At 33.5% G+C, this 14,132-nt stretch carries 12 protein-coding genes; 4 read left to right on the plus strand and 8 right to left on the minus strand.

Going from position 1 to position 14,132, the window contains the following annotated elements:
- Positions 1–6 precede the first annotated feature (6 nt).
- Together IPM51_05945 and IPM51_05950 are read right to left on the minus strand one after the other, a co-directional pair.
- On the minus strand, positions 7–864 hold the full coding sequence (locus IPM51_05945; GenBank protein MBK9283847.1) for a hydroxymethylglutaryl-CoA lyase: 858 nt from the start codon (positions 862–864) through the stop codon (positions 7–9).
- Positions 865–883: 19 nt separating this feature from the next.
- Positions 884–1,924, minus strand: a complete 1,041-nt coding sequence (locus tag IPM51_05950; GenBank protein MBK9283848.1) for a quinone-dependent dihydroorotate dehydrogenase — start codon at positions 1,922–1,924, stop codon at positions 884–886.
- 145 nt (positions 1,925–2,069) lie between these two features.
- On the opposite strand from IPM51_05950, the gene IPM51_05955 reads away from it, so the two are divergent.
- A complete protein-coding gene (locus tag IPM51_05955) occupies positions 2,070–2,339 on the plus strand; it encodes a hypothetical protein (GenBank protein ID MBK9283849.1) in 270 nt (89 codons plus the stop codon).
- 33 nt (positions 2,340–2,372) lie between these two features.
- Here the strand turns inward: IPM51_05955 and IPM51_05960 are convergent, their stop codons facing one another.
- Together IPM51_05960 and IPM51_05965 are read right to left on the minus strand one after the other, a co-directional pair.
- Positions 2,373–3,194: a DUF2779 domain-containing protein gene (locus IPM51_05960; GenBank protein MBK9283850.1), complete on the minus strand. Its 822-nt coding sequence runs from the start codon at positions 3,192–3,194 to the stop codon at positions 2,373–2,375.
- Positions 3,130–3,846, minus strand: coding sequence for a hypothetical protein (locus IPM51_05965; protein ID MBK9283851.1), 717 nt, complete (start codon positions 3,844–3,846; stop codon positions 3,130–3,132). The genes IPM51_05960 and IPM51_05965 overlap by 65 nt, the downstream gene beginning before the upstream one ends.
- Before the next feature lie 85 nt (positions 3,847–3,931).
- On the opposite strand from IPM51_05965, the gene IPM51_05970 reads away from it, so the two are divergent.
- From IPM51_05970 to ettA, 3 genes are all read left to right on the plus strand, one after another.
- Entirely contained in the window at positions 3,932–4,312 is a 381-nt protein-coding gene (locus tag IPM51_05970; protein MBK9283852.1) for a hypothetical protein, read from the plus strand.
- A gap of 10 nt (positions 4,313–4,322) precedes the next feature.
- The gene (locus IPM51_05975) at positions 4,323–6,533 is read left to right on the plus strand and encodes a T9SS type A sorting domain-containing protein (GenBank protein MBK9283853.1); all 2,211 of its coding nucleotides are present in this window, start codon (positions 4,323–4,325) and stop codon (positions 6,531–6,533) included.
- 87 nt (positions 6,534–6,620) lie between these two features.
- A complete protein-coding gene (ettA, locus tag IPM51_05980; GenBank protein ID MBK9283854.1) occupies positions 6,621–8,315 on the plus strand; it encodes an energy-dependent translational throttle protein EttA in 1,695 nt (564 codons plus the stop codon).
- Here ettA and IPM51_05985 read toward each other — a convergent pair whose 3' ends face one another.
- From IPM51_05985 to IPM51_06000, 4 genes are all read right to left on the minus strand, one after another.
- On the minus strand, positions 8,316–10,073 hold the full coding sequence (locus IPM51_05985) for a hypothetical protein (protein ID MBK9283855.1): 1,758 nt from the start codon (positions 10,071–10,073) through the stop codon (positions 8,316–8,318). It abuts the gene before it with no gap.
- Between the two features lie 170 nt (positions 10,074–10,243).
- A complete protein-coding gene (locus IPM51_05990; GenBank protein ID MBK9283856.1) occupies positions 10,244–11,665 on the minus strand; it encodes a glycosyltransferase in 1,422 nt (473 codons plus the stop codon).
- A gap of 2 nt (positions 11,666–11,667) precedes the next feature.
- Positions 11,668–12,405, minus strand: coding sequence for an FkbM family methyltransferase (locus IPM51_05995; GenBank protein ID MBK9283857.1), 738 nt, complete (start codon positions 12,403–12,405; stop codon positions 11,668–11,670).
- Between the two features lie 5 nt (positions 12,406–12,410).
- Entirely contained in the window at positions 12,411–14,114 is a 1,704-nt protein-coding gene (locus IPM51_06000) for a hypothetical protein (protein ID MBK9283858.1), read from the minus strand.
- Positions 14,115–14,132: the final 18 nt, after the last annotated feature.

The following is a 14,132-nucleotide window of genomic DNA, read 5'->3' on the forward strand; positions in this document are numbered from 1 at the left end:
AAATTATTAATGATATTCATTAAATATTTTCCAACCCAAGGCATAAGCTTTTTCTAATTCTTCCCTATTTAAATTCAAACCAATTTTTTCAGCTTCAGCAAATTTCACCAATTTCTGCGTAGAAATATTGCCTGTTAATTCATCTTTGGCCATTGGGCAACCGCCAAAACCATGAATGGCCACATCAAATTGAGTACATCCAGCCTGGTGAGCTGCTTTTATTTTTTCGGCAGCCGTTTCACGGGTTGAATGTAAATGGGCGCCAATTTTCACATTTCTTAAATCCGGAATCACAGAACTGAATAATTCTTTAATATTCTCTGGAGTTGAAGTTCCAATGGTATCTGCTAAAGAAATATTTTTAATCCCTATTTTTTCTAAACGGCGAGACCAATCGATAACTAAGTCTGTAGAATATGGATCATTGTATGGATTTCCAAATGCCATGGAGATGTATACCACTAATTCTTTTTTGTGTTTTCGGCATAAACGATGAATTTCTTCTACCCGTTTTACAGATTCTTCAATAGAAGAATTGGTGTTTCTTTGCTGAAATGTTTCAGAAATAGAAAAAGGAAATCCCAGGTAAGAGATTTCTTCAAAGTCGCAGGCATCTTCGGCTCCTCTTTTATTGGCTACTATGGCTAATAATTTTGAATTTCCCGCTGAAAGATCAATTCCGTTTAAAACATCGGCAGTATCCTGCATTTGAGGAATGCTTTTTGGAGAAACAAAACTGCCGAAATCTATCGTATCAAATCCAACTTTTAATAATTGAGTGATATATTCAATTTTTAATTCCGTAGGAATTTGTTGTTTAATTCCCTGCATTGCATCTCTTGGACATTCTGTAATTTTCAACATGGCAATTTTTTTTTAAATTTTATTTCAAGTCGACTTCTAAAAGTTTATCATTTATTTCTTTCACCAATTTTGGTCCGTGATAAATAAACCCGGTATAAAGTTGAATTAAATCAGCACCGGCTTCCAGTTTTTCTAATGCATCCTCAACCGAATGAATGCCTCCAACTCCTATAACCGGAAAAGTAGGATTGCTTTTTTGTTTCAGATATTTAATTACTTCGGTACTGCGTTTGGTTAATGGTTTACCACTTAAACCTCCTGCCCCAAATTCTTGAATTTCTTTTTGGGTATAATCTAATCCATCTCTGGAAATGGTGGTATTGGTGGCAATTACTCCATCGATAGCAGTTTCTTTTACTATTTCAATAATGTCATCTAATTGGGTATTCGTTAAATCCGGAGCAATTTTTAATAAAAGGGGTTTTGATTTTACTTTGGATTTATTTAATTCGGATACTGATTTAAGCAAAGCTTTAAGTGGCTCTTTTTCTTGTAAATCTCTGAGGTTTGGTGTGTTAGGTGAAGAGACATTTACAACAAAATAGTCCACATAAGGATATAAATCTTCAAAACATTTTAAATAATCATCCACTGCTTTTTCGTTGGGAGTAACTTTATTTTTACCAATATTGCCCCCAATAATGAGTTTATTATTTTTGCGTTTAGCAAGTCGCATTGCTGCAGATTGCGAGCCTTGATTATTGAAACCCATTCGGTTGATAAGGGCTTCATTTTTGATTAATCTGAATAATCTCGGCTTATCATTTCCGGGTTGGGCAAGCGGGGTTAATGTTCCTACCTCAATAAAACCAAATCCCATATCACCCAATTGTTCAAACGCAATAGCGTCTTTATCCAATCCGGCTGCGAGCCCTACTTTAGAGTAAAAGGACAATCCAAAAAGCTTAGAAACCACTTTTTCTTGTTTATTCCCATACATTGTTCTCGTAATTGCAGAAAATCCGGGTAAAAATTTGCTTATTTTAAGCAATGAAAAAGTGAGATGGTGAGCTTTTTCAGGGTTTAAACGGAAAAGTAGGGGTTTTAGCAGCGAATACATGGTAGCCAAAATTAACTTTTTAAGCCCGAATTATACGCTGAAAACCCTTAAATGTCGAAAATTTAGAGATTTTTTTAATATTTAAGTATAATATCAAAAAATCATTAATTTTGCCCTCAAATCAAACCCAAAATAAAAAACTAAAATGAAAAAAGTATTATCAATTGTAACAGTTGCTGCTTTATCAGCAATGTTTGTTGCCTGTGGTCCATCAAAAGAAGAAATTGAGGCTCGCGAAAAAGCAAAGCAAGATTCTATTGCTGCTGTTGAAAAAGCAAAGCAAGATTCTATTGCTGCTGTTGAAGCTGAAAATGCAAGATTAGCTGAAGAAGCTGCTGCTGCTGAAAAAGCTAAAGCTGATTCAACTCGTGTTGCTGATTCAATGGCTAACTTAAAAGGTGGCAAGAAGAAATAATTAAATTTATTTTAATTAAGGAAACCCCGACAATTATTGTTGGGGTTTTTTGTTGGGCAAACTTTGTATATGCTCATAGAGGGCCAACACAGCTTCCACATCGGTTTCGCAATACGAGAGGATGTCTTGTTTGAGTATTTCTTTCTCTATTGGATTTGAAGAAGCGCGTAAATTTTCGAAGTAATTCATAGCTTCCAATCCGCTTTTAATCCCCTTAAATTCTATTTGCGGAGTTAAAACACTTGCAATTGATTTTAAGGTGAAACTGTTTTGAAATTGATAATTGTAAATGGCTAGTTTTTTAAATAGATTACTTATATCAATTAATTTTTCTCCCACCATTTTTAGTTCAGCTTTTAAATCGGGAAAAAGAAGAGCAAGTTGGTGAATGCATTGTTCTTCCATTGATTTATCATATACCAATAAAGATTGATAGGCTTCCGTTTTTTTAATAAGTTCAATCGCGAAAGATTTTCTTTCATCCTGTTGGTGCTCGGTAAAATATTCCAGTTTATTTTTACCATCAAATAAACAAAATAAAAATGGAATTTGTTGGAAGGGTTTGGTGTTATTTAAAACCGGAATTGCCGGAGTCCAAATTTCTAAATCTATTGCAGCCACCGGTTTTTCTATTCTTTCACAAAACGATTCAACTTCATTTTTTTTAATAATGGTATCTTTTTCAATAAAGGATTTCTGGATGATTTGAATTTGTTCCTGATTTAAGAGATTAGCAGGAATATCTTCAATTCTTTTAATATTGCTGTAAAAAAGTTCAAATAGTTTTTCCTTAGTTAATAATGGAAATTGAAAAAATATTGGAATTTTGGATTGTATTTTTCCAACAATACCCATAAAAATCGCAGGTATAGGGTTTAAAACAATGTTCGCCTATATTGATTTGTGGTATATCCGGGCATTCTAAAACTTCATTGGCAGCATTAATTCTAGCCTGAAAATATTCCGAATTGGCCAGCGCTTCTTTTAAAATACTTCTTTTCTTAAATAATTTTTTTAAATCAATTTGTTCTTCATTTTTAATATAATCACCATTTAAGGTAACCAGAAAAAAATCTTTTAAATGATCAATAGAATTGTTCAGAACGTAATGTTGTAAACAGGCATCGAGCAAATAAACCTCCGTTACTTTTAATGAACTTTTTATTTCGTAAGCATTCCAGCCCCCATTTTCCCAGGTTAAGATATCAACCATTATTAGCACACCGTTATAAACAAAAGTGGCTTCATAAATGGTTTTTTTCTCCGCAATCAAATTAGTAGTTAATAGAGCAGCTTCTTCTAAATTTTTAGATTCCTCACTAACATCAATGCCATTAGGAAAAAGTTCTTTTGATAATGAGCCAATTAAATGACCTCTTTTAAAGGTTAGGTTTTTATCAATAGAGAATTTATCTTTTAATTGGGGAAAGTGCTTATTCAGAAAGAATGCTTTTTTGCATTGCTCAAATTTGAGATATGAACTTTTGCTAATCGAATATTTGGACATTCTAATCGAATATTTGGACATTTTAATCTATTTAACAAATTACGAATTTAAATTTTCATTATATTTACTTGTTAACAATAATATAATGTCAATTAAAAAACTTAGCATTTTCATTATTCTATTTTTCACAATCACAAAAGCTAGCGTGGCTTCAAATGATTCGTTAAAGATAGTTTTTTCAGTTGACGTGAATATTAAAGATGTTACTCAGTTGAAAGAATTATTGAATGCTGACAATGCAGTTTCCATAAAGGCTTTTTGTGATAGGCAACATTCCTTTTTAATTTATGTAAACGCTACAGCATATAATTCTAAGGAATTATTTATTACTAATTTAATCAAGATTGCGAATCCTCAATATCAAATAAAACTTTTAAACGAAAGTGTAAAACTCTTCGCTGAAAAATGTGAAGCCTTTGATTCGGTAGAAGCGGAGAGAGTAAAATACATCCATCTTAACGAATAAACTATTTAAAGTGAAATTAAAGATTTTCATAGCACTTTCATTATTTTGTATTCTAAAAGGATTTGGACAATTTTCTTATAGTTTTCAAGCTTTATCGGGGGCCTTTACGCCGAATGCAGGACCAACAGTTGTGCATAGCAGTGGAGTTGACGACGCGTTATCAGCAGCAATTAATATTGGCTTTACTTTTAATTATGCTTGCGTAAATTATACCCAATTTAAAGTAAGTACAAATGGTGTTATGTTTTTAGGAGCAGGTGCAGTTGGTTCTAACCTTACCAATAATTTAAATACAAGTTCTGATCGGCCAGCTATAGCACCATTATGGGATGATTTGGCCACAGGTACAGGTGGCTCGGTTAATTACAGGTTAACCGGAGCTGCTCCTAATCGAATACTTACAGTTGAATGGTTGAATATGGAATGGAGTTATTCCGCATCAAATCCGGTGATTTCCTTTCAAGTAAAATTGTATGAAACCAGTAACAGAATTGATTTTGTGTACAGGCAAGAAGCGGCCGCTGTGGTTGTAAACGGAGCATCAATTGGACTTGGTCATACAACCAGTGGAGTATTTTATTCTTTAGACGGAACAGGAGCTTCACCAAATGCTGTGTTCGGTTCAGAAACTACCAATTTATCTACCAAACCTGCCACTAATCAAATTTACCGATGGGATTTGCAATCTTGTACTGCACCGGTACCTTCTGGCACAGCCATTGCCACTCCTAATTCCAGTTGTGTGGCATTTGTTACCTCGTTGAATGTTTCAGGTAGCACCAATGGTTGTGGCGCAACTTATCAATGGCAGAGTGCCCCTGCGCTAGCCGGCCCATATTCAAATATAGGTGGGGCAACAGGAGCAACACACAATGCGAATGTTAGCACAACCACTTACTTTCGCAGAATAACCACTTGTGGAGCTTCAACTGCAACAAGCAATGTGGCCTCTGCAACGGTTGGTTCGGTAACAATTCCATGTAGTTTATCTTCTTACGCCTCATCAACTGTCGCTTATAACTTCAATGCTTTTGTGGGAACAGTTTTGCCAACAACTGATGACGTATTGTTTTCAGCAGTAAGCCAGTTTGGCTTTCCTTTTTGTTTTAGTGGTCAACAATTTAGCGGTGGGTATGTTTCGTCTAATTCCACTTTTGTTTTTGATGCCGTTCCATGTTACCCAAATATTTTAGCCATGCCAGGGGGTGTAAGTGCAGCGCCTGGAATTGGAACGGGTTGGTCTATTGCCACCGCTGCACCAACTCCCTCATCAACAACACCACGTAATGCTATTTTAGGCCCTTGGCATGATATTAATCCCGGTACAGGTGGCACCATGAGAATGGCCACTTTGGGCGCTGCTCCTAACAGAAGTTTTGTAGTTTCATTTGAGAATATCCCCATGTTTTCTTGCACAACTTTGTCATTTACAGGACAAATAAAATTAATGGAAACTACAAATGCTATTCAGATTCATATCGGGAATAAACCTCTTTGCTCTGGCTGGAATTCGGGACAGGCTATTATGGGTTTACATAGTTATGACGGAAATACATATATTCCTCCTGTAAATATGGTGGCTCATAATGCACCTACACAATGGACTATGGTTAACACAGCTTATTCGTTCACTTCTTCTTGTCCTTCTCAAAGTATATGTGGTGTTATTTTACCAAATGAGTTTAAAAACTTGTACGGTCAACAAGTAGATGGCATCAATAAGTTATGGTGGGAAACGAACGAAGACAATAACACTAAAGAATATATTGTTGAGCGAAGCGACGATGCAATAGCTTTCAATCAAATTCACATTGAGTCATCAGGTAAAGGAGAAAAATATCTTTATAATGATAATACCTTCAAGCGTGGGGGTGTTAGTTATTACCGGGTTACTGCAGTAGCCTTAAATGGTAAAACAAGTACAACCTCTATTTATGCAATTTACAGCACAGAAGATCCGGTTTTAGTCGGTCGCATTTATCCTAATCCATCTTTCGATCAAATATATATTGATGTTACCGGTAGAGGTGCTATTTCTAATTGCAAGTTTAATATGTATGACCAATTGGGTCGTAAAGTAATTTCAATGGATTATAATATTGAATTTGGAAAAAATACCATTGAAATGGATATTCAGGAACTGAATAAAGGTATCTATATATTGGAAATAATTGCCGATGAAAAAACGGTCATTTCTAAACAGAAGTTTTCCCGTTATTAATACAAATCACATTTTTAAAATAGGAAAGGAGAATATTTCTCCTTTTTTTATTTCTTTTCCTTAAATTAGTTACCTAATTTTTTAAATATGTCAACTACTCCCGAAGGCCGTCAGATTATTTTCAGCATGGTGAATGTATCCAAAATTCATCCACCGCAAAAGCAAGTATTAAAAGATATTTATATTTCCTTTTATTATGGAGCCAAGATTGGTGTTTTAGGTTTAAATGGTTCCGGTAAATCTACCTTATTACGAATTATGGCCGGAATAGATAAGGATTATATTGGTGAGATTCATCAAAGTCCCGGTTATTCTATTGGTCTTTTAGAACAAGAGCCACAATTGGATGATAACAAAACCGTAATTGAAGTGGTGCGTGAAGGAGCGCAAAAACACGTGGATATATTAAATGAGTTTGAGGAAGTAAATAATAAGTTTGGTGATGAAGAGGTGATGAATGATCCGGATAAAATGGAGAAGTTAATTAATCGTCAGGCCCAATTGCAGGAATTAATAGACCAATTTGATTTATGGAATTTAGACAATAGATTAGAAAGAGCGATGGACGCATTACGCTGTCCGGAAAGTGATACTTCTATTAAAATATTATCCGGAGGTGAACGACGACGTGTTGCACTTTGCCGTTTACTTTTACAAGAGCCGGATATTTTGTTATTAGATGAGCCCACCAATCACTTAGACGCCGAGAGTGTAGATTGGTTAGAGCAACATTTAAAACAATATAAAGGAACAGTAATAGCAGTAACCCACGATAGGTATTTTTTGGATAATGTGGCCGGTTGGATTTTAGAACTAGACAGAGGAGAAGGTATTCCATGGAAAGGGAATTACAGTTCATGGTTGGAACAAAAAGGTGAAAGATTAAAACAAGAAGAAAAAACTGAAAGTAAAAGACAGAAGACTTTAAAAAGAGAGTTAGAGTGGGTTAGAGCCGGCGTAAAAGGCAGAAACGTGAAACAAAAAGCACGTTTAGGTAATTATGAGAAAATGTTAAATGAGGATGTAAAATCGAAAGAAGAAAAACTGGAAATATTTATTCCTAACGGTCCGCGATTAGGTAATGAAGTAATTGAAGCTATTGACGTAAGTAAAGCTTTTGGAGATAGATTATTATACGAACATTTAAATTTCAAACTTCCTCCGGCGGGAATTGTAGGTATTATTGGTCCAAACGGCGCTGGTAAAACTACTTTATTCAGAATGATTATGAAGCAGGAAACGCCTACCAGTGGAGAATTTAAAGTTGGGCCTACCGTTAAAATCAGTTACGTAGATCAATCGCATAAAGATATTGATCCAAATAAAACCGTGTTTGATGTGATTAGTGGTGGATTAGAAAATTTATTATTTGAAGATCGTTCTATCAATTCTCGTTCTTATATTTCAAGATTTAATTTTAATGGAAGTGATCAAGGTAAAAAATGTGGCGTACTTTCCGGGGGTGAAAGAAATAGATTGCATTTAGCCATTGCATTAAAAGAAGGCGGAAATGTATTGCTATTGGATGAACCCACCAATGATTTAGATGTAAATACCCTACGAGCCTTAGAAGAAGGTTTAGAAAGTTTTGCGGGTTGTGCCGTAATCATTTCTCACGACCGTTGGTTTTTAGACAGGGTGTGTACGCATATTTTAGCTTTTGAAGGTGATAGTAGCGTGGTTTATTTTGAAGGAGGTTATTCAGAATATGAAGAGAACAGAAAGAAAAGAATGGGGAATACCGAACCTAAAAGATTACGATATAAAAAATTATCAGTTTAGTTAAAATACAGACTGATCAATAATAGGCTCGTACGATTCAATCAACACATCATCAATATTAATGGGTGATTTACCTTTGTTTTCGATTGTAAAATAAAATCTATCGCGTGTGCTCCTTAAATCTTCCGGAGTAAGATATGTGAATTCAATACGATTCCAACAATTAATTTTTAAAGTTGTAAAATTAAATTTAGGTCTTGTTAATTTAAAAATGTATTTATTGTGAGACATATGTAGAGCAATGCTAATATCGTTTTCCATTGGTATTTCCTGTAAGAATACCCATAAAGATGCTTTTATCCAAGTATATTTTTTTTGAGTTAAATTTTCCAACGATTCCTGTAGTGAAAATTTCTGTAAGCTTCCGCTTTTCAGTATTAATGAACTTTTCCCACTATGTTTAATGTCAGTACTTAAATCCTTAAGTGAAATTTGATCTCTACTTGTTTCAAAATTCTGAATTCTAAAATTAGCCAATGAGTGAATCAGGGAATCATTTTTTGTAAAAATTTCTTCATATGAATTTATTTTACCTCTTAATAATAATTTATTTTGTTCTTCGTTTGGTGGTGAAATCTGTAAAAAGGTTGAAAAATAGTAAGCACGAGACATATTTGATTCATGTAAAATGCCCTGATAAATTTGCCAGGATTGAAAACAGTTTAAAGTTGTGAATAAACCAACGAGAATTAAAAAAATTAATTTCATTTTTGATGTTATAAAGTATTGTACACTTAATGCTAAAGGAATTGATAATGCAACATAAGTGGGTATTAATGCTCTGTTTCCAAAACAACTGCCAAACCACCAACATGACCAGCTTGCGACAATGTAAAAGCTTAAAAAACAATAAATCAGTATTGATAAAAAGATTTCTTTTTTCACTTTCCATAAAAAGTGAAAACCCATAAAAGCGAAAATCAGAATGGGCGTATAAATAAATAGTCCTTTTCGAAAACTAAATAATATTTCCGAAAAATGAGGGTGTAATAATTCGAGTCCCTCTCCCGGGTTGCTCGCTCCATAAGGATTAATAAAAAAACTACCGGAAGAGTATTTCCAATAAAGGAGTTGGATTGAATTTACTGCAATTAATATTATTGCAAATAGGATGATTTGATTTTTAAATTGCTTAAGTAGTTTTATTTTTTCGAAAAAACTCGACTTATTAAAAATATTAAAACTTATTGGAATTAATAAAGCTACAACTTCTGATGCCCTGCTAATCATGGCAAGGCCAATGAAAAGGGCCAGGAAGATTACATCCTTTAATTTATTGTGTTTATGCCAAACAATTGTATAATAAAAAATTAAAGCATATAAGGTAAATAAAAAATTATGTGACATAGCTCCTTGCCCATGAATTCCGGCATGAAATAAATAATTTGTTCCAAGTGCAATTATGACCATAGTTATAGCCACGTATTTATCATCCACAAAAAACAATAAAACTTTTCTTAAAGTAAACAATCCAATAAGTGAATAAATTAAACATCCAATTAAAATGCAAATTTGATAGGGTTTTGAAAAACCGTCGGCAGGATAAGAAGTAAAAGGAGTTATAATATCGGCCAGAAAATAAAAGGGTAGATAGAATATTGATAACCCAATAGGGTAACGCATCACATAATTTCCGTTTTCATATTGAATAGCCTGATAAAATGTTTCGCTCGCATGATATTTTTGTAATATTAAATCAATTGTAGAGATGTTTTGAATTGTTAAATCATGATATTTAAAGGTTAATGGTAAATACATATAATACCCGAAAACATCATAAACAAATACATTTTTAGGAGGCCAACTTAAGATAAGAATAGTTAGGATTAATCCTATAATGAAAACAAGTTATCTTAGAAATAGGGTTCATTAATTTGTTACATGATAAATTACCGTTTAATTGTGTTAGCGCTTCCTGATTAAAAGAATCAAATAAACTTACACTTCCGGCTTGCAAAAGCACACATTCTGAGTAAAATTAAACCGTGCTTAAAGCGAGAAATATTGGTAGATCCATAAGTTCTTTCTCTGTATCGAATGGGCACTTCAACAATTTTAAGATTAAGTTTATGTGCTCCAAACAATAAATCAAAATCGCCAAAAGGATCAAACTCTCCAAAATATTTTCTGTTTTTGGTGAGTTTGATGTAATCTTCTCTAAACATCACTTTTGTACCACATAAAGTGTCTTTAAAACGTTGTTCCAATAACCAAGTAAAAGCCCAACTGAAAAAATGATTCCCCAAATAATTTAAAAAACGCATAGCTTCTTTATCCATTGGATAAACTAATCGTGTTCCATTAATAAAATCGCCTTTTCCGCTGGCAATTGCATTATAAAATTTGGGAATATCTTCAGGAGGGACGGTTAAATCGGCATCTAGGATCATTAATATATCGCCGGTTGCTATTTTGTAACCTTCGCGCACCGCATCTGCTTTTCCTTTTCCTTTTTGTTGTCCAATTTTTATATCATGCGTAGCAGCATACTTTTTTTGAATCTCCTGAATTTTTTCCCAGGTGTCATCAGTGCTGTTTCCTTCAATAAAAATAATTTCAACGTGTTTACCAAACTTGGGTAAACGAGTGATCGCATTTTCAATATTGCCGCTTTCGTTTCTTGCCGGAATTACCACGGTGGTACTGTATTTCTCCGAATAAAATTCCTCGTGCACTTCCGGTAATGGCTTTGCGAAACTATAAATATTCAGACTAAAAAATCTGAAAAACGGAAACTTAGCCAAATATCGATTAAAAATAAAAGATAATACCGGAAAGTAAAATGGAAAAATTAATCGTTTGGTATTGCGATAAACATCAAAGCCGGATATAAATAACAAATTATTTATATCTCTTGTGCTTAACCAATTTTGAGTTGGAGTTTTGGTTTTTATTCCGATTAATTCTGAGAATTTAATCATTGGTTCCCAAAATGAATTATAAAATTGCACAATAACTTTTGTATTCGGATGACAACATTTTTTTACCTCTTCCAAAACGTGTTGAATATCATCTATAAATCCAATCAGGTTGCTTATTATTATTAAGTCGTATTTATCATCCAATTGAATATTATTGGCATCCATCACCAAAAATTCAATCCCTTTATCTCCGTTTTTTTCTTTGGCCCATTGAATGTATTCTTCACTAAAATCAATACCTGTTTTTTTAGAACCGCTAATTTCTGCTAACAAATCTCCACTGCCACAACCAATCTCCAACACCTTACTGTCTTCGTGTGAGAAGTATTTTGCGTAATTACTTATTTCATTCCAATAATAAGCACTAAAAAGCCTGTTTTTTCTTTTTTGGGCTAGTGTATTAAAATATGTTTTTTTATCTGTACTCAAAATTAATTTCGTGTTGCAAAAATATTATAATACAATTCTTCTTGGTGTGTGTCCATTTCCTTCACCTTTTTTAAGTCCAATTTTATTAATTGTTCTTTTTCCAATAAATAACAATTAAAATTTAAGGAGGTAAGATACTCAAAATATTCAGTAGCCGAACTGCCGGTTAATTTTAAACCATAGGGCCAAAATTCGCTTAGAATTTTTATGGATTCATTTTCTTTTAAAATTCTTTCCATTCCTCTTACTGCACTCATTTCAAATCCCTGAATATCCATTTTGATAAAATGCACTTGCCCTAAGTTTTTAAAATAATCATCTGCGTTAACGGCATCAATTTCAATTTCGGCCTCGTAAACTTCTGGTTTATAAGTACGATGATCTACATTTAAAGTTTTTGAAGTGTAAATTTTTATGCGTTCGGTTTTTGGACCAATGGCTTTATTATTTAAAATAACGTTATGGAGTTTACCGCACAATTGAACCAGTCTTTTGTAATTTACCGGATCAGGTTCAAAAGCATGAACTTTACCTTTTGATCCTACTAAATTTGATAAAATGCGAGTGTAGTAGCCAATGTTAGCGCCAATGTCCATTATTACATCGCCCGGCTTTATGTTTTTCTTGATCAAGGCAATTTCATATTTATCTTGCTTATTTTTAAAAGCAATATACATGGGTTTGTACAATCGATACGCTTTTTTGAAAAGAAAATTTCCGAGTTTAATATTAAATGACATGGTTCTTATTTATCGTAATCAAATTCGTAAAGCGCACATTCTTCAAATGCTCCTTCGGTATGAACCAGCTTTAATTTCTGTGGATATTTTTGTGCGATAGGAGCAAGGATGTTGTGAATGGTATTGATAAAACCGTTTGAAGGATCGTTAGGGTTTAATCTTAATGTTGGTAACATGATGTGTGTTACTTTATTTTGTTTGAAGAATGTTAATGCACTGTCCGGGTGAGATTGTTCTGTGGTTGGATCTTTTTTAATTACACTATATACGGGGAAAAACTTTTTGCCTTTACCATAAACAAAACTCATAGGTGCTTTTCTGCTGGCAACCAAAGTTTCTTTGGATAAACTATCGGCACACCATTCACTACACTTCAAAAAATTAATCCAGTCGGGTGTATAACCAAAATAAGTATCACCTTTTAAATTTTTTTGTACGATGGGTAGATTTTTTAAGCCTCTTTTGAATGAAGATACGTTTACAGAAACAATAATTGTTATACCAATAACAGCATATAAAGTTTGACCTATACCGGGTTTATTTGTAAAGTGATAAAACGCATATAGCATTGCAGTTAACAGCATGGGCATGGTTACCAAAATTATTCTGGCCTGATCCCAACGAGCAGCCAAAATAATAAAAGAAAGAGAGGCTTGTGCGAGAGAGAATAAAACAAAAAAAGCCACATGCTTTTTTTTATGTTTGATAATAAACCACAGACCAATTAATATAATGACGATGGAAATAAACGTTACGAAACCATATTCTTCCATCACTGTTTTTTCACTTATATAATTTTCATCTCTTATTCCCAATAACTGATAAAATCGTTTTCCAATATAAAGGTTACTGTTGTCAATAAAACGTTGAATGAATCCGGATAAATCTTCATTTCCTAACGATCTGTTATAAGGATCTTTCTGAAGTAGAATTTTACTTTGATCCTGAAATTGACTTTGCCCATGCCAGATGGTACGTACAATTACTTCATACAAACCTTTGATAATTCCATAAGACAGAAGTGAAAATCCTAAAGCTTTCCAATTTCTTTCCGCAGCAAAAAATAGTATCACAACAGGAATGGCTACTATGGCCGCACTTTTACAGGTAGATAGTAAAAACATGCTTAAACCAAATAACAACCATTTTTTTAGTTGTACTTTAAATTGTACGCCATTTTGCGATACGGTTTCAATTAAATCACCGGAAAAGTAGAAAAACAGACCCTGAAGAAAAAAGTAAAAGGCTTCTGTAAAAGTCATGCTGGCATAATACATGATTAAATGATTTACCGCTTGAAATACAACTACGGGAATAAAAACTACGCCAGGCACACGTTTATATAATGCCTTAAATAGAAATGTTAATCCCAATAGGGTAAACACAACCGAAAAAAGTTTAAACAAAACTAATTTGAAACCAAACAGTTTAACAAGCAGGCCAAGAAATAGGGGATAAAGCGGTGCATTTTGGGTATAGAAATAATCAGGATATTCGTTTACAAAACGCCAACCGCCTTCAAGATAGAGCGCGTCATCATGTGCCTCACTGATTCGGGCGTTGAAAGAGATTAAACATAAAAATGCACTTAAAGCCAATAATAGCCAGAATAATTTTTTATTATTCCGCTCAAGCCATAGATCAACTTTGCCATATAAAGAAACAGTATTTTGCTTCGGAATTGGATTGGCTTTTTTAGTTTGATTCATTACCGCAAAAATAAGAAA

It is taken from the genome of Sphingobacteriaceae bacterium (genome assembly GCA_016715905.1).
In the GTDB taxonomy this organism is placed as follows: Bacteria; Bacteroidota; Bacteroidia; order B-17B0; family Aurantibacillaceae; genus Aurantibacillus.

Excerpts from the sequence above, each read along its gene's own strand:
- IPM51_05945 (MBK9283847.1), bottom strand. The coding sequence starts at position 864 with ATGTTGAAAATTACAGAATGTCCAAGAGATGCAATGCAGGGAATTAAA.
- IPM51_05950 (MBK9283848.1), bottom strand. The coding sequence starts at position 1,924 with ATGTATTCGCTGCTAAAACCCCTACTTTTCCGTTTAAACCCTGAAAAA.
- IPM51_05955 (MBK9283849.1), top strand. The coding sequence starts at position 2,070 with ATGAAAAAAGTATTATCAATTGTAACAGTTGCTGCTTTATCAGCAATG.
- IPM51_05960 (MBK9283850.1), bottom strand. The coding sequence starts at position 3,194 with ATGGGTATTGTTGGAAAAATACAATCCAAAATTCCAATATTTTTTCAA.
- IPM51_05965 (MBK9283851.1), bottom strand. The coding sequence starts at position 3,846 with ATGTCCAAATATTCGATTAGCAAAAGTTCATATCTCAAATTTGAGCAA.
- IPM51_05970 (MBK9283852.1), top strand. The coding sequence starts at position 3,932 with ATGTCAATTAAAAAACTTAGCATTTTCATTATTCTATTTTTCACAATC.
- ettA (MBK9283854.1), top strand. The coding sequence starts at position 6,621 with ATGTCAACTACTCCCGAAGGCCGTCAGATTATTTTCAGCATGGTGAAT.
- IPM51_05985 (MBK9283855.1), bottom strand. The coding sequence starts at position 10,073 with ATGTATTTACCATTAACCTTTAAATATCATGATTTAACAATTCAAAAC.
- IPM51_05995 (MBK9283857.1), bottom strand. The coding sequence starts at position 12,405 with ATGTCATTTAATATTAAACTCGGAAATTTTCTTTTCAAAAAAGCGTAT.
- IPM51_06000 (MBK9283858.1), bottom strand. The coding sequence starts at position 14,114 with ATGAATCAAACTAAAAAAGCCAATCCAATTCCGAAGCAAAATACTGTT.